General features: G+C 72.4%; 15 protein-coding genes. 8 read left to right on the forward strand and 7 right to left on the reverse strand.

What is annotated here, in order from left to right; genetic code table 11:
• Positions 1 to 40: 40 nt before the first annotated feature.
• The 4 genes from OG329_RS33425 to OG329_RS33440 all read right to left on the reverse strand — a co-directional run bounded on the left by OG329_RS33425 (position 41) and on the right by OG329_RS33440 (position 3,971).
• A complete protein-coding gene (locus OG329_RS33425) occupies positions 41 to 730 on the reverse strand; it encodes a response regulator (protein ID WP_405800192.1) in 690 nt (229 codons plus the stop codon).
• Positions 715 to 2,061, reverse strand: coding sequence for a sensor histidine kinase (locus OG329_RS33430; RefSeq protein WP_405800193.1), 1,347 nt, complete (start codon positions 2,059 to 2,061; stop codon positions 715 to 717). Before OG329_RS33430 ends, OG329_RS33425 begins: the two co-directional genes overlap by 16 nt.
• Positions 2,058 to 3,101 carry a hypothetical protein gene (locus tag OG329_RS33435; protein ID WP_405800195.1) on the reverse strand — a complete coding sequence of 348 codons (1,044 nt, stop codon included), beginning with the start codon at positions 3,099 to 3,101 and terminating at the stop codon, positions 2,058 to 2,060. The genes OG329_RS33430 and OG329_RS33435 overlap by 4 nt, the downstream gene beginning before the upstream one ends.
• 99 nt (positions 3,102 to 3,200) lie before the next feature.
• Positions 3,201 to 3,971 (reverse strand): IclR family transcriptional regulator, encoded by a 771-nt coding sequence (locus OG329_RS33440; RefSeq protein ID WP_405800197.1) that lies wholly within the window; start codon positions 3,969 to 3,971, stop codon positions 3,201 to 3,203.
• Between the two features lie 150 nt (positions 3,972 to 4,121).
• Here OG329_RS33440 and OG329_RS33445 point away from each other — a divergent pair, with 150 nt between their 5' ends.
• The 5 genes from OG329_RS33445 (at position 4,122) to OG329_RS33465 (ending at position 9,423) form a co-directional block, all read left to right on the forward strand.
• Positions 4,122 to 5,654 carry an aldehyde dehydrogenase (NADP(+)) gene (locus tag OG329_RS33445; protein ID WP_405800199.1) on the forward strand — a complete coding sequence of 511 codons (1,533 nt, stop codon included), beginning with the start codon at positions 4,122 to 4,124 and terminating at the stop codon, positions 5,652 to 5,654.
• A 109-nt stretch (positions 5,655 to 5,763) separates the two neighbouring features.
• Positions 5,764 to 6,597, forward strand: coding sequence for a Scr1 family TA system antitoxin-like transcriptional regulator (locus tag OG329_RS33450; RefSeq protein ID WP_405800201.1), 834 nt, complete (start codon positions 5,764 to 5,766; stop codon positions 6,595 to 6,597).
• Complete coding sequence (locus OG329_RS33455) at positions 6,594 to 6,815, forward strand: DUF397 domain-containing protein (protein ID WP_405800203.1); 222 nt, start codon at positions 6,594 to 6,596, stop codon at positions 6,813 to 6,815. Before OG329_RS33450 ends, OG329_RS33455 begins: the two co-directional genes overlap by 4 nt.
• Positions 6,816 to 6,843: 28 nt before the next feature.
• Positions 6,844 to 7,245, forward strand: a complete 402-nt coding sequence (locus OG329_RS33460; protein ID WP_405800204.1) for a DUF397 domain-containing protein — start codon at positions 6,844 to 6,846, stop codon at positions 7,243 to 7,245.
• A 150-nt stretch (positions 7,246 to 7,395) separates the two neighbouring features.
• Entirely contained in the window at positions 7,396 to 9,423 is a 2,028-nt protein-coding gene (locus tag OG329_RS33465) for a GTP-binding protein (RefSeq protein WP_405800206.1), read from the forward strand.
• A 12-nt stretch (positions 9,424 to 9,435) separates the two neighbouring features.
• Here OG329_RS33465 and OG329_RS33470 read toward each other — a convergent pair whose 3' ends face one another.
• Positions 9,436 to 10,281 (reverse strand): NAD(P)H-binding protein, encoded by an 846-nt coding sequence (locus OG329_RS33470; RefSeq protein ID WP_405800207.1) that lies wholly within the window; start codon positions 10,279 to 10,281, stop codon positions 9,436 to 9,438.
• Between the two features lie 150 nt (positions 10,282 to 10,431).
• Between OG329_RS33470 and OG329_RS33475 the strand changes: the two genes are divergently transcribed.
• Entirely contained in the window at positions 10,432 to 10,833 is a 402-nt protein-coding gene (locus OG329_RS33475) for a winged helix-turn-helix transcriptional regulator (RefSeq protein WP_405800209.1), read from the forward strand.
• Between the two features lie 154 nt (positions 10,834 to 10,987).
• On the forward strand, positions 10,988 to 11,938 hold the full coding sequence (locus OG329_RS33480; RefSeq protein ID WP_405802161.1) for a YbhN family protein: 951 nt from the start codon (positions 10,988 to 10,990) through the stop codon (positions 11,936 to 11,938).
• Here the strand turns inward: OG329_RS33480 and OG329_RS33485 are convergent.
• Together OG329_RS33485 and mptB are read right to left on the reverse strand one after the other, a co-directional pair.
• A complete protein-coding gene (locus tag OG329_RS33485) occupies positions 11,868 to 13,130 on the reverse strand; it encodes a glycosyltransferase 87 family protein (RefSeq protein WP_405800211.1) in 1,263 nt (420 codons plus the stop codon). The genes OG329_RS33480 and OG329_RS33485 overlap by 71 nt on opposite strands.
• Entirely contained in the window at positions 13,127 to 14,557 is a 1,431-nt protein-coding gene (gene mptB / locus OG329_RS33490; RefSeq protein ID WP_405800213.1) for a polyprenol phosphomannose-dependent alpha 1,6 mannosyltransferase MptB, read from the reverse strand. The genes OG329_RS33485 and mptB overlap by 4 nt, the downstream gene beginning before the upstream one ends.
• A 222-nt stretch (positions 14,558 to 14,779) precedes the next feature.
• Here mptB and OG329_RS33495 point away from each other — a divergent pair, with 222 nt between their 5' ends.
• Positions 14,780 to 15,523 (forward strand): DsbA family oxidoreductase, encoded by a 744-nt coding sequence (locus OG329_RS33495; protein WP_405800214.1) that lies wholly within the window; start codon positions 14,780 to 14,782, stop codon positions 15,521 to 15,523.
• Positions 15,524 to 15,573 lie beyond the last annotated feature (50 nt).

Below are 15,573 nucleotides of genomic sequence, written 5' to 3' on the forward strand. Positions count from 1 at the left end.
GAAACTCTTCATACCGGACACGGCCTGGATACGGCGGGTGTCATCGCGGGCTGATGAACCCCGACTCGTACGCCGCGATCACCGCCTGTGTACGGTCCCTGGCACCGGTCTTCGCGAGCACCGCCGCCACATGCGACTTCGCCGTCGCGGGACCGACGCCGAGCCGTCCCGCGATCTCCGCGTTCGTCAGACCCGTCGCCATCAGCCGCAGGACGTCCGCCTCGCGCTCGGTGAGCCGGCTCGCCCAGCGCGGCGCCGGGGGATGTCGGCGGGTGTACTCCGCCGCGAGACCCCGCACCGCGGCCGGGTACAGCAGCGAATCGCTCCGCGCCACCAGCCGCACCGCCCGGACCAGGTCCTCCGCCGCCACCCGCTTCAGCAGGAACCCGGAGGCGCCGGCGCGCAGCGCGTCGTACACGTAGCTGTCGTTCTCGAAGGTCGTCACCACGACGACGCGCGGGACGGGCCCCGGGCCCGGGGAGCCGAGGATCTGTTCGGTCGCGCGGATGCCGTCGATCTCCGGCATCCGCACATCCATCAGCACGATGTCGGGGCGCCGCGCGCGCACCACGGACACCGCCTCCGCGCCGGTCGACGCCTCGCCGACGACCGTCATGTCCGGCTCGGCCTCCAGGATGACGCGCAGCGCCGTACGGACCATCCGCTCGTCGTCGGCGATCACCACGGTGATGTCGTTCACCACGGTGACGGCGTTCATCGCCGGGTCCATCGGGCGCCTCCTCTTTGGGAGGGCAGCGGGAGGCTGACGGTCAGCCGCCACAGCGGCCCGGCCGGTCCCGCCTCGGCGTGCCCGCCGAGCAGCGTGGCCCGCTCGGCGACGCCGCGCAGCCCGCGCCCGCCTCCGGGCCGTACGACCGGATCGGCGGCCGGCGCCGTGCCGGGTCCGGCGCCTGGCAGCGGATTCTCCATCGTGATCTCCAACATCTCGTCTCTCAGGGCGACATGGAGGGCGACGGGCGCCGCCCCGCCGTGCCGCAGGGCGTTGCTCAGACCTTCCTGGACGATGCGGTACGCCTCGCGCGACACCGGCTCCGGAACCGTCGCCACCTCCCCATCGACGGTCGGCGCGACGCGCACGCCGCAGCGGGCCAGCAGCCCGTCCAGCGCGTCGAGCGTCGGCCCGCAGGGGGCACCCCCGCCCCCGCCGTCCGCGTCCCGCTCGTCGCCCTGGCGCAACAGGCCCAGCACGGAGTCCAGTTCGCCCACCGTGCGCCGGGTCGTCTCCTCGATCGCGGCCAGCGCCTCCCGTACGAACTCCATGTCCTTCGGCGCGTCGCTGTCCAGGACCCGCCGCGCCGCGCCCGCCTGGAGGGTCACCGCGCTCAGCGCGTGGCCGACCGAGTCGTGCAACTCGCGGGCGAGCCTGTTGCGTACGGCGAGATCCGCCGCGCGGCGTTCGGCGGCGGCCAGCTTGTCCGCCGGCGTGGGACCGAGCAGCACGGGCGCCAGACGGGCCAGCAGCGCGCTCGCGACCGCCGCACAGGCGGCGAGCGCCACGAGCGACAGGATCCCGGCGAGCGGCGCGAGAGCCAATGCCCAGTCATGGTCCAGGAATCCCAGCGGCCCGAGCCGCGAATCCCGCGGCGCCGACCACAGCGGCAGTGTCATCAGCGCCACCGCGAAGGGCGGCAGCGCCAGCGACATGCCGCTGATGATTCCGCCGAGACCGACATGCAGCGTGAACCACCCCGCCGTACGCACCCTGGCCGCGTGCGAGCGGGCCGGACCGTCCGCCAGGGCGCCCGCCCGAATCCCGCACAGTGCGCGCGCCGCTGCCACCGACAGCGGTCGTACGACGGGGAACAGCGCGCTCACGGCGGCGATCGGCAGGGCGACGGCGTACGCGCCGAACTGGAGCGCGAGGGAGCCGGAGAACATGGTCTCGGTGTCGACGAGCGGGCCCACGACCACGGTGCCCAGCAGCCAGTACGGCATCAACAGCGCGCCGCCGAGGATCAGATGGGCCCAGCGCAGCCGCGCCCGTCCGCCGACGAGCGGGCGCAGAACAGCGGCGGCCGACCGCCGGAGCGCGACTGTCATGCGGCGCGGCGCCGCAGGACGGACACGACAGCACTGAGCAGCAGCAACCCGGCGACCATCGACACAGCGTAGGTCAGCACCATCGTGGACGTATGCGGCCGCGTCCCGTCGTCCGGCATGAGCGACGCCAGCAGCAGCCAACCGCCCCAGCAGCCGACCGCACCCGACCCGACCCAGGCGCCGGCCGTGGCGACCTTCACGGGCAGCCTGCCGCCCCGGCGGAACGCGAGCATCAGCGTGGCCGCCACGGCGACGACCGCGAAGCCGGTGCTGACGCCCTCCAGGACGTAGAAGTCCCTCGTACGGTCGGCGAGCCGGTCCGCGCTGAGGCCGGTGGTCGATCCGCAGGCCCAGAGAAGATGCATCACAGCGGGGAAGACGGCGAGGAGCGAACCGGCCACGGCCGTCGCCCGTGCCGACCCCACGCGCCCGGCGTACGCGGGCCTCGAACCGGCTGTCCCGGCCGTCGCGGTGTCCCCGCCGAGCGGGCCCTGCCACAGATGCCCCCATCGCCGGTGCGCGTACCGCACGAACAGCGCGCCCAGGGCGAGGCCCTGGACGATGAATCCGCCATAGACGACGCCGAAGACCCACTCGTGGAGGAACGGTTCGTCGGCCGCAGGCGGCCGGGTGCCGGAGCCGGTGAGGGTGGTGACCGCCAGTTGGAGCGGATAGCCGGCCATGATCGGCGCGAGCAGCCCCGTGGCGGCCCACATCGGCAGGGCGAGCAGCCAGGCGGGGACCCGTCGCCCCCATGGCTGCGTCAGCAGCAGCGCGAGGACCACCACGGCGCCGTCGAGGGCGACGGACAGGCTGTTGGCGACGGCCGTCGCGACCCGGTTGTCCAGCAGCGCGCTGCCGTCCGGGATGCCGACCCGGCTGCCGGCGATCCAGAGGATCTTGAGAGTGATGTACGGGAGGCACGAGACGATCGCGACGGCGCGCAGCGCTCGTGAGCCACGGCCGGGTGGCGGCGCGGCGGGCGGCGGCGTGGGAGTTGGCGCGGAGGGAGGAGCGGAAGCGGCGGATGTCTGCGTCATGCCGCCCACGCTCCCGGCCGGCGGCCCGCCGCACCTCCTGCGCCATGACGATCCCCCTCCGCCGCGCGGGGGAGGGGGATCGGCGGCCGGACTACGCGGTCAGAGCCTGCGCGTCGCCAGCGTCAGGCGGTCGCGGGCGTCGAACAGCGCGTCCTTGATCATCTGTTCGTGCGCGGGGGTGAGCCGCGCCACCGGCACCGAGCAACTGATCGCGTCGCGCGCCGGAGTCCGGTACGGGATCGCGATGCCGAAGCAGCGCAGCCCCAGCGTGTTCTCCTCACGGTCCACGGCGTACCCCTGCTCGCGGATCGTGTTCAGCTCCTCGATGAGCCGTTCCCGGTCGGTGATCGTGTGCTCGGTCAGCGGCGCCATCGTCTCGGGGAGCATCTTGCGTACCTGCTCGTCGCTGTGCGTCGCGAGCAGCGCCTTGCCGAGCGAGGTGGAGTGCGCGGGCAGCCGGCGGCCGACGCGGGTGAAGGGGCGCAGATAGTGCTGCGACTGACGGGTGGCGAGATAGACGACGTTCGTCCCGTCGAGCCGCGCCAGGTGGATCGTCTCCGTCGTGTCGTCGGAGAGCCGGTCCAGCGTGGGGCGGGCGGCGGCCACCACCTCGTCACCGTCGATGTACGACGTGCCGACCAGCAGCGCCCGTACGCCGATGCCGTAGCGCGTGCCCGTCGCGTCGGTCTCCACCCAGCCCAGCTCGACCAGGGTCCGCAGCAGCATGTACAGACTGGACTTGGGGTAGCCCACCGCCTCCTGCACCGCGGCGAGCGAGTGCATGCCCGGACGTCCGGCGAAGTACTCCAGCAATTCCACCGTCCGCACAGCGGACTTGACTTGTGCCCCACCCGTTTCCGCAGCCGACATTGTCCCTCGCCCCTATCTTGACCACTCTTGACCACACAGAACGCACGGAAATAGAGTCCCCTTGGATTCAGCATCAGGAACTTTGTTCAGAATACCGAACAGCGCCTTGGTGATGACAGCGGACGGCACAGGAATCGGAAGGAAGCCGCGGTGGCAGCAGCACCAGTCTGGAGTGTCGACCCCCGAACCGGGAAGCCGCGCGAGCAGGTCGCGGTCGAAGCCACGGCCGAGGAGGTCGACCGCGACGTACGTCGCGCGTACGCCACCCGGCCCGCGCTCGCCGACCGTACCGCGCGTGCGGCGCTTCTGCGCACGGCGGCGGACCTCCTCGATGAATCCGGCGCGTACGTCATTGAGGCGGCGGACGCCGAGACCGCGCTGGGACCGGTCCGGCTCACCGGCGAACTCGCGCGCACGACCGCCCAGTTGAGGGCTTTCGCCGAGGTCGTGGACGAGGGCGCCTTCCTCGACGTACGCATCGACCACGCCGACGCCGGCCGCACCCCGCCCTGGCCCGACCTGCGGCGCTGGAAGGTGCCGCTCGGCGTCGTCGCCGTCTACTCGGCGAGCAACTTCCCCTTCGCCTTCTCCGTCCCCGGCGGTGACACGGCCAGCGCGCTCGCCGCGGGCTGCCCCGTCGTCGTCAAGGTGCACCCCGACCACCCCGCCACCTCCGAGATCTGCGCCTCCGCGCTGCGCAGGGCGGCGGAGCGGGTCGGTCTGCCCGAGGACGTGGTCGTCCTGGTGCACGGCTTCGAGGCCGGTGTGGAGCTGGTGAAGCATCCACTGGTCGCCGGGGCCGGGTTCACCGGTTCCGTACGGGGCGGACGCGCCCTGTTCGACGCGGCGGCGGCCCGGCCCGCACCGATCCCCTTCCACGGCGAACTCGGCTCGCTCAACCCCGTCGTGATCACCGAGGCCGCGGCGGCGGAACGCCCCGAGGGTCTTGGCGCCGGACTGGCCGGCTCGATGACCCTCGGTGAGGGCCAGTTCTGCACCAAGCCCGGCTTCGTACTCGTCCCGGCCGGCGAGGCGGGCGACAGCCTGCTCGAGGCGCTGACGACGGCCGTCAGTCAGACCGAGCCCGGTGTGATGCTCGACCACCGGATGCGCGACGCTTTCGTGGCGGGCGTACGGGAACGGGCCGAACTGCCCGACGTGGCAGCCCCGATCACCCCCGGTCCCGGCGGGGACCACACCGTCAGCGCGGGCTATCTGACGGTCCCCGCGCGGCGGCTCGCCGCCGAGGGACCGCACGACCTTCTTCTGGAGGAGTGCTTCGGACCCGTCACGGTCGTCGCCCGCTACGGCTCCGACGCCGAGGTCGGCGCCGTCCTGGCCCGGCTGCCCGGCAATCTCACCGCCACGCTGCACCTCGCCGAAGGCGAGGCCGAGGACGCCGACTCCGGCGCCGCGCGACTGCTCGCCGAACTGACACCGCTCGCGGGCCGCGTCCTCGTCAACGGCTGGCCCACCGGCGTCGCCGTCGCCCCCGCGCAGCAGCACGGCGGCCCCTACCCGGCGTCAACCTCCACGTCGACGTCGGTCGGCGCCACGGCGATCGAGCGCTGGCTGCGCCCCGTCACCTACCAGTCCACCCCTGCGACGCTGCTCCCGCCCGAGCTGCGCGACGACAACCCGGCGGGGCTGCCGCGCCGGGTGAACGGCCGCGCGGAGAGCTGACCTTCCGTAACCCTGATATCACCGTATGTGTCACGACGGCTGCCGATCCCGCATAGGATCGGCAGCCGTTTCGTTTCCCAACAAGCCCTCGGGGATATGGGGTTGCGCCATGGCACCACGACCGCGCGAACTGTCGCCGGACCGTTCCGCCCGTGATCTGTTCGGCTCGGAGATGCGGCGCTACCGCGAGTCGGCGGGCATGAGTCTGGAAAGCCTGGCGGCGGTGGTCAGATACTCGAAGAGTGCGCTGGCCCGCTTCGAAACGGCCGAGACGATGGTGCCGCCCGATCTGCCGGACCGGCTGGACGCGGCGTTCGGGACGGGCGGGATCTTCCGGAAGCTGTACGCGCTGGCGCGCAAGGAGATCCACCCGGACCGGTACCGGCGCCGGATGGAGCTGGAGGCGCGCGCCAGGATCATCGACGACTACGCGGGTCAGGTCGTGCCAGGGCTGATCCAGACGGAGGAGTACGCCCGTGCGCTCTTTCGCGTCACCAACCCCCGCGCGACGAAGGAGGAGATCGAGGAGAAGGTGGCGGCCCGGCTGAGCCGTCAGTCTCTGCTGGCCGCCGAGCCGGGGCCCGACCTGTCGGTGATCCTGGACGAGGCGGTCATACGGCGTCCCATCGGCGGCCCGGCCGTCATGCGCACCCAACTCGGCCGTCTGCACGATCTGGTGGACACCCCCACGACGACCATCCAGGTCCTGCCGTTCGCGCACGGCGAGCACGCCCTGCTGAACGGCGGCATGTTGACGCTGATGACGATGGACGACAAGTCGGCCGTCTTCTACGAAGAGGGCCTGACGTCCGGCACCTTGGTGGAGGACCATGAGATGGTCAGGGCCAGGCGCCGGGATTACGATCTGATGAGGGCCTACGCCCTGTCGCCGCGCGACACGGCGGCACTCATCAGAACAGCCTTGGAGGCGCTTCCCACATGACGACCACCCTGGATCTGTCCGACGCGCGGTGGGTCAAGTCGACGTACAGCAATGGGGACGGTGGCGCATGCGTCGAGTGGGCGCCTGCGCACGTCGTCACCTCCGGCGTTGTCCCGGTCCGTGACAGCAAGAATCCTGCGGGTCCTGCCCTTGCCGTCGCTCCCGCGGCTTTCGCGGCGTTCGTGGACGCTCTGCGTGAGGACCGGCTGAGCCGGTAGTCAGAACAGCCTTGGAGGCGCTTCCCACATGACAACTACCCCGGATGTATCCGACGTGCGGTGGGTCAAGTCCACGTCCAGCAACGGGGACGGCGGCGACTGCGTCGAGTGGGCGCCGGCCCACGTCATCACCTCCGGCGTTGTACCCGTCCGCGACAGCAAGTACCCCGCCGGCCCCACCCTTGCCGTCGCTCCCGCGGCCTTCGCGGCGTTCGTGGACGCCCTGCGCGAGGACCGGCGGTGGGTCAAGTCCAGCTACAGCAACGGGGACGGCGGCTCATGCGTCGAGTGGGCGCCTGCGCACGTCACCACCTGCGGCGTCGTCCCCGTCCGCGACAGCAAGTACCCCACCGGCCCGGCCCTTGCCGTCGCTCCCGCGGCCTTCGCGGCGTTCGTGGACGCCCTGCGCGAGGACCGGCTGAGCCGGTAAATCGGTTGCCCGGCGCGTCGGGATTTGCTGTACTCCCCGACGTCAGCCGAGCGGCTGAACAGCCAAGCATTAAAGGAGCCGTCATGCGCCGAGCGTCAGAGTCCATCCAGAAGAAGGGAATCTCCTCCTACTCAAGGGACCTGACGCTTAGTGACCACGCTCAACCTCGGCATTCTGGCGCACGTCGACGCCGGTAAGACCAGCCTGACCGAGCGGCTGCTGCACGCCGCCGGAGTCATCGAAGAGATCGGCCGCGTCGACGACGGCAACACCCAGACCGACTCCCTGGCGCTCGAACGCCAACGCGGCATCACCATCAAGTCCGCCGTGGTGTCGTTCGCCATCGACGACATCACCGTCAACCTCATCGACACCCCCGGACACCCGGACTTCATCGCCGAGGTGGAGCGAGTGCTGAGCGTCCTCGACGGCGCCGTACTCGTCGTCTCCGCCGTCGAGGGAGTCCAGGCGCAGACGCGCGTCCTGATGCGGACGCTGCGCAGGCTGCGCATCCCCACGCTCGTCTTCGTCAACAAGATCGACCGGGTCGGCGCCCGCCACGACGAGTTGCTGCGCGACCTGGCCGAGAAGCTGACAGCCGCGACCGTCCCGATGGGATCCGTACGCGAACTGGGCACGCGCGGCGCCGAGTTCACCCCGTACGGCGCCACCGACCCGGCCTTCTCCGCCACCGGCCCGCTCGCCGAGCGGCTGGCCGAGCACGACGACGCGCTGCTGGCCGCGTACGTCGGCGAGGCGGCGGCCCCCGTCTCGTACGACCGGCTCCGCCGGGAACTGGCCGCGCAGACCGGCCGGGCGCTCACCCACCCGGTCTTCTTCGGCTCGGCCATGTCCGGCGCCGGTGTGACCGAACTGATCAGCGGCATCAGGGACCTGCTGCCCGCGACGGCCGGTGACGAGCGGGGCCCGGTCTCGGGCACCGTGTTCAAGGTCGAGCGCGGCACGGCCGGCGAGAAGATCGCGTACGTGCGGATGTTCTCCGGGGCGCTGCGGGTGCGCGACCGGCTGCCGGTCGGTGCCGACGCCGAGGGCAAGGTCACCGCGATCAGCGTCTTCGAGGACGGTTCGGCCGTGCGCCGCGCGTGCGTCGGCGCGGGCCGGATCGGCAAGCTCTGGGGGCTCGGCGGCGTCCGGATCGGGGACGTGATCGGCGACCCGGACGCGGCCGGCGCCGCCGCCCGCCACCACTTCTCCCCGCCGACCCTGGCCACGGTCGTCGTCCCCCGTGACGCCGCCGAAAAGGGCGCCCTGCACGCCGCGCTCACCCAACTCGCCGAGCAGGACCCGCTGATCAATCTGCGGCAGGACGAGATCCGGCGGGAGATCTCCGTGTCGCTCTACGGAGAGGTGCAGAAGGAGGTCATCCAGGCGACACTCGCCGACGAGTACGGCGTCGACGTCACCTTCCGCGAGACGACGACGATCTGTGTCGAACGGGTCGCCGGTACGGGCGGTGCCGCCGAGATCATGGGCAAGGAGCCCAATCCGTTCCTGGCGACCGTCGGCCTGCGGGTCGAACCGGCCCCGCCGGGCAGCGGCGTGGACTTCCGGCTGGAGGTCGAACTGGGCTCCATGCCCTACGCGTTCATGAAGGCCATCGAGGACACGGTGCGGGCCACCCTGCACGAAGGGCTGTACGGATGGGCGATCCCGGACTGCGTCGTCGTCCTGACGCACAGCGGTTACGCGCCCCGGCAGAGCCATGCCCACGCCACGTTCGACAAGAGCATGTCGAGCACGGGCGCCGACTTCCGGCTGCTGACCCCGCTGGTGCTGATGGAGGCGCTGAAGCGGGCGGGCACGATCGTGTGCGAGCCGATGAACCACTTCCGGCTCGACGTACCGTCCGACACCTTCGGCGCCGTCCTGCCGGCCCTGGCCCGGCTGCGCGCGGTGCCGCACACGCCGTCCGCGCGCGGGGCGTCGTACGTCGTGGAGGGCGAGATCCCGGCGGCCGAGACGCACGCGCTCGAACAGCTCCTGCCGACGCTCACCAGCGGCGAGGGCGTCCTGGAGTCGGCGTTCGCCCACCACCGCCCGGTCCAGGACCCGCCCCCGACCCGCTCGCGCACCGACCACGACCCGCTCAACCGCAAGGAGTACCTGCTCAGCGTGGTGCGGCGGGTCTCGGCGGGGGCGGCGGGGGCGGCGCGGTGAGGGGCCGCCGCCCTATCGGAAGGCGGCGACGTTGCGCCGAGCCCACTCGGCGAAGGTGCGCGGCGCGCGGCCGAGGACCCGCTCGACGTCGGGGCTGACGCGCCGCTCGGCGGGGGTGGGCTCGCCGACGATGGCCAGCGTGGTCTCGACCACCGGCTCGGGCATGAACGCCAGCATCTGCGCGGCGGCCTCGTCCCGTGTCTGCTCGATGAACCGGACGGGTTCGCCGAGCGCGTCGGCGATCGACCCGGCCCGCTCGCGGGGGGTGCTGAGGGCGGGTCCGGTCAGCTCGTAGATCTGTCCGGCGTGGCCGTCCTCCCGCAGGGCCGTGGCGGCGACCTCCGCGATGTCGTCCGGGTCGACGGCCGGCAGGCCGATGTCGGCGAACGGCGCGGTGACCTCGCGCCGGGCGCGGACCGACTCGGCCCAGGCGAAGGCGTTGGAGTCGAAGCCACCGGGCCGCAGGATCGTCCAGTCCATGCCGGACTCCCGGACGGCGTCCTCGATGGCGCGTCCGGTGACGCCGTGGGAGGCGGACCGCGGCCGGGTCGCGACTCCTTGGGAGGACAGCAGGACGACCCGTGCGACGCCGCCTGCCTTGGCGACGTCGAGGATGTCCCGCGGGCTCAGCAGATGCGCGCCGGCGCCACCGCTCTGGAGGAACAGCGCGCCGGCGCCGTCGAGAACGGGCCGAAGGCTCTCGGGATCGATCAGGTCCGCCCGCCGCTGCCGGACGCCCTCCGGCACGTCGGCGTCCGAGATTCCCCGGGCCGTCGCGGTCACCTGCTCACCGGCCGCCGCCAGGGCCCGTACGACCGATCGGCCGACGTTTCCGGTCGCACCCGTCACTGCGATCATGAACAACTCCCGTGTCGATTCAGTGTGGTTGTCACCGTCCGAGCGGGCGGGACCGCCGCTCGGAGAGCTGTTCTCCGAGCGACACGGGGACGCTAACAGCGTCGATATAGTAGGTACCTAAAGGAAAGTGACTATCCCGAGGGGATGCGCATGGCCAGCATCGGCACGTGGGCGCCACCCGCCGGCACCGACACCGACCCCGAACTCGCCTGTCCCATCGGCCCGGTGGTGGACATCGTGTTCAGCCGGTGGACCACACCGATCCTGTGGGCCCTCCACGCGCACGGCCGGCAGCGGTTCGTCGAGCTGGAACGGCGGATCGGCAAGATCACGCCGAAGGTGCTGACCCAGCGGCTCAGGCAACTGGAGCGCGACGGCATGGTCGTACGCACGTACCACCCGGAGGTCCCCCCTCGGGTCGAGTACGAGATCAGCGACCTCGGCCGCGGCCTCGCCCCGCTGTTCGCGCACCTCGCCGAATGGGCGGCCGACAACCTGGACAAGGTCGAACAGGCCCGCCACGCCTACGACACGGACCCGGCGGCCCGGTAGGAGTCGGCTCACGGGGGCCTACGGACCGGACCGTTCCGCAAGTCGACGGGCGCACGACACCGGAAGGTCGCGCGGAGCGGGGATCCCCCGTGGGAAACCTCCACCCGCGTGCCCGCGCCCAGGCGCGTCATGGAAGGACGGCTGCGCCGTGTCGATGACCCTGCCCGCCGCTCTGCGGCGGCTGCCGCTGCGGCAGTTGGTCTGTCTCGTTCCGCTCGTCCTCGTGACCGTCTGGGTGGCCGGGAACTGGTCGGTGATCCTCGCGGGCGTCGACGAGTTGCGCGGTGCGGACCGGGACTGGCTGCTGGCCGCCGTCGCCGTGACCGGGGCCTGCTGGGTACCGGTCTGCCTGATGCGCCAGGGCACCGTCATGGAACGGCTGCCCGCCGGGCGGCTGTTCGCCGCCCAGGTCGCGGCCGGATCGGCGAACCATCTGCTGCCCGCCGGGCTCGGCGCGCACGCGGTGACGCTGCGGTTCCTCCAGGGCTGCGGGATACCCACCGCGCGGGCCTTCGCCGCGCTCGCCCTGTACTCGCTGGCCCAGCCGATCGGCCGGTACACCCTGCTGCTCACGCTCATGGCCGTCTACCCGCACGCCATCCCGCTGGGCGGACCGCTGTCGGCGGAGTACGGCATGGCGGCACTGCTCGTGCTGGTCGGCGGGCTCACGCTGGTGGCGCTGGTGCTGTGGTCGGTGCGGCCGTTGCGCGGCTTCGTCCGTGACTTTCTGCGGACCGCGCTCACCGACGCGCGCGCCCTGCACACCAGGCCCGCCCGGGTGATCGCCCTGTGGACGGGCGCACTCGCCTTCCCCGCGTGCCAGGCCGGCGTCATGGTCACGGTGGCCCGCGCGCTGCACATGCCGGTGCCCACCGTCGACATCGTGATCGCCTACCTGGCCGCCAGCATCGTCGCCGGAATCGTGCCGACCCCGGGCGGGATCGGCTCGGTCGAAGCGGCGCTGCTCATCGCGCTCGTCGGCGCGGGCTCCCCGGTCTCCGTGGCGACCGCCGCGGTCCTCGGATTCCGTATCGTCACGGTGTGGCTGCCGCTGCTCCCCGGCGCTCTGGTGCTGGCCGTTCTGGTCCGCCGGAAGGTGCTCTGAGCGCCGGGTGCGGTGGCCGGACGGGGAGCCACAGAAGCAGTGCGAGCGCCGTCCAGACGAACGTGTTGGAGCCGATGAGGCCGTCGACGCCGCTCGCGTCGTACCGCCACAGCCATATGACGTAGCTGCACAGGATCACGTACACCGCGACCGCCGCGGTCAACGGGCGGCCACGGCGCGGCGGTTCGAGGGCCCGGTCGGCGAGCACGGCGAGCGCCGGGAGCAGCCAGACCAAATGGTGCACCCAGGTGACCGGGCTGACGAGACACGCGGCGGCGCCGGTCAGCGCGATGCCGCCGCGTACGTCGCCCACCGCTCGGGCCTTGTCGACCCGGTACGCCCAGACGCCGGCGATCGCGACGGCGCCGCAGGCCCACCACAGCCGGTCGGGTTCGGCGGGTGCCCGGAGCCGGGCGAGGACGCCCTGCCAGGACTGGTTGGAGACGTAACTCAGGTCGCCGATACGGCTCGTGTCCCACAGGGCGGATGTCCAGTACGCGTGCGAGGCACCCGGCGCGAGCCACACGGCGAACAGGGTCGCGCCCACCGCGACGGCCGCCGCCGTGCCGGCGGCACGCCACCGCCGGGTGACGACGAGGTAGCCGATGAAGATCGCGGGGGTGAGCTTGACCGCCGCGGCGAGTCCGATACCGACGCCCGCCCACCGGCCGCCGCCGGACAGCAGACGGGCGTCGGAGAGGACGAGGGCCAGCAGGAGGAGGTTGACCTGGCCGAAGCTGACGCTGTCGTAGACCGGTTCCAGCAGGGCGAGCAGACACAGGATCAGGGCGTACGAGCTCCACCGGGGCAGGCCGTGACGGCGGATCAGCGGTTCGGCGAGCCCGCGCAGGATCAGGGCCAGGGCGCCGAGGTTCGCCGCGATGCCCACGGTGAGCGCGACGGGCCGGCTCAGCAGCGACAGCGGCAGTAGGCACAGGGCGGCGAAGGGCGGGTAGGTGAATCCGTACACCTGGCCGGGCACCCGGTAGTCGTAGAGCCCGGCGCCGCTGAGCCCGCCCGGGGCGGCGGTCCAGTGGCTCACCGCGTCGTAGTAGACCCACAGGTCGAACCAGTCGCGGTGGTACGGCACGGTCGCGACGAAAGCCGTCACGCCCGCGCACAGCACGCCCAGCAGCAGATCCCGGCGGCGTCGCGACGCGGGCCACCGCGCCGGCACGCTCCACCCCGTCATGCCGCCCTCCCCTGTTCCCGCGCGGACGCCGGCATTTCGTCGCCCGACATCTCGCGCGCCCACCACAGGGCGACCAGCGCGAACAGTCCGCCGCATGTCGCGAGCGCCAACTGGAGGCCGTCCGCGGCCAGTCCGCTGGGCAGTTGGGCCAGCGCGAGCACCCCGCTGGCGACGGCCACCACCCGGCGCGCCGCTCCCGGCGGTGCCGCCGCCAGCGGGAACAGGCCCCACAGCACGTACCAGGGGCGGATCGCCGGCCCCAGGACGGCGACCGCGATCAGGCTCAGGCCCAGCGCGTACAACGGGCTGTGCCGGGGGCGGCGCAGCCACACCACCAGCACGGCGACAGCCGTCGCCGCCAGGCCCACGGCGCGCCAGGCATCCAGCGCGAACGGCGCCAGGTCGCTGCCCGCGCCGCGCAGCGCCGAGGCGGTCAGCCGGCCCAGCAGCGAGGTGAGGGCCCAATTCTGGCGCGACACCGGGGTGTTGAGGGCGCCGATCCAGCCGTAGCCGGTGCCGGTGACCGCTGTCACCGCGGCGGTCGTCGCCAGGGCGACACCGGTGACGGCGCACGCCGCCCTGAGCCAACGGTACCGGCCGGTGAGTCCACCGGCCCAGAACGCGGCGACGGCCAGCAGGCCCAGCGCGGCGGGCGCCTTGACCAGCGCGGCGAGAGTCATCAGGACCGCGCCCAGCAGCGGGAAGCGGCCCTTCGCGGCCACCAGCGCCATGCCGAGCAGCCCCAGCATCACGGCGTCGTTGTGCGCGCCGGCCACCAGATGCAGCAGAAGCAGCGGATTGAGCGCCCCCAGCCACAGCGCGGCGGCGGGGGCGGTGCCACCGCGGCGGGCGAGCCGTATCAGCGACAGCACCATCAGGCCCACGCCGAGCAGCGCCACCAGCCGCATGCCGAGCACACCGGCCGACAGCTCCGCCCGCGAGACGCGCGCGATGAGCGAGGCGAAGGACAGGAACAGCGGGCCGTACGGGGTCGGGGTGTCCTGCCAGATGGGCGGGACCTGCGCGGCGAGCGGACCGCCGAGCCGGTCGGGGCCGTGGGTGTACACGTCGATCCGCGCGTCCACCATCGCGCCCTGTGCCAGATAGCTGTACACGTCGCGGCTGAACAGCGGCGGGCCGAACACCAGCGGTGCGGCCCACATCACGAGCGTGATCACCATGGCGCGTGTGGAGGGAGGCCGTGGGCCGTGTACGGCGCGGCCCAGCAGGGCCCAGGCCGCGACGAGCAGCACGAGCCCGAAGTAGGCGCCGAAGAGGCCCACCGCCGCCGCTTCCGACGACGGCGCGAGCGCCGCGCCGACCGGCAGGGCACCGGCACTCGCGCCGCCGAGGGCCACGGCCGCGGAACCGGTGAGCCCCAACAGCCGGTATTTGCGTATGTGTGATTCGTCGCCAGGGGTCCGCACTGAGGGAGCGTGTCCGCACCCGGTGGCGAGAAGAGAACGTGCGGGGCGCCGGAGGGAGTCCGGAACGTGTCGGTCCGCCCGCGCCCGCGATTCGCGGCCGGTGGGAGGCCGGTGTGTGGGAGGCCGGTGGAAGGCCGGTGGGAATGGCACGCTCCGCCCGAGGGTTGCGGACAGGAGCGGAGGAAGGCTCCGCGACCGACCTGCCTGGAGAGAAGCAGTCACATGCGCGTGGAGATCTGGAGCGACATCGCCTGCCCCTGGTGCTACATCGGCAAGGCCCGGTTCGAGAAGGGGCTGGAGTCCTTCGCGCACCGGGACGATGTCGAGGTGGTGCACCGGTCCTTCGAGCTCGACCCCGGGCGGGCCAAGGGCGACGTCGCACCCGTGGTCGACATGCTCGCCGCCAAGCTCGGGCGGTCGCGGGAGGAAGCCCTCGCCATGGAGGAGCAGGTCGCCTCGCACGCGCGTTCCGAAGGGCTCGGCTACCGCGTCGGCGACCGGGATCACGGCAGTACCTTCGACATCCACCGGCTGCTGCATCTGGCCGGGAAGCACGGCCGGCAGGACGAGTTGCTGAGCCTCGCCTACCGGGCGAACTTCGCCGAGGAGCGCTCGGTCTACGACACCGGGACGCTGGTCGAGCTGGCGGTGGAGGCGGGCCTGGACGAGGCCGAGTCGCGTGCGGTCCTCGCGGACGCGCAGGCGTATGCCGAGGAGGTACGGGCCGACGAGCGGGAGGCGGCGGAACTCGGCGCGACCGGGGTGCCCTTCTTCGTACTCGACCGCCGTTACGGCGTCTCGGGCGGTCAGCCGGCCGAGGTCTTCACCCAGGCCCTGGAGCAGGCGTGGCAGGGCCGCGCGATCACGCCGCTCGGAGGGGACGCGGGCGGCGCGGCGGACGGACGGGGTGCCGCCTGCGACACCGAAGGCTCCTGCGAGATTCCGCAGGCCGGCGGTCATTCATAAGGATCGCTTGGGTTTATCAGTAAAATATGCGCAATTGACTATGAGGGGCG

Source organism: Streptomyces sp. NBC_01506, assembly GCF_045040295.1.
Lineage (GTDB): Bacteria > Actinomycetota > Actinomycetes > Streptomycetales > Streptomycetaceae > Streptomyces.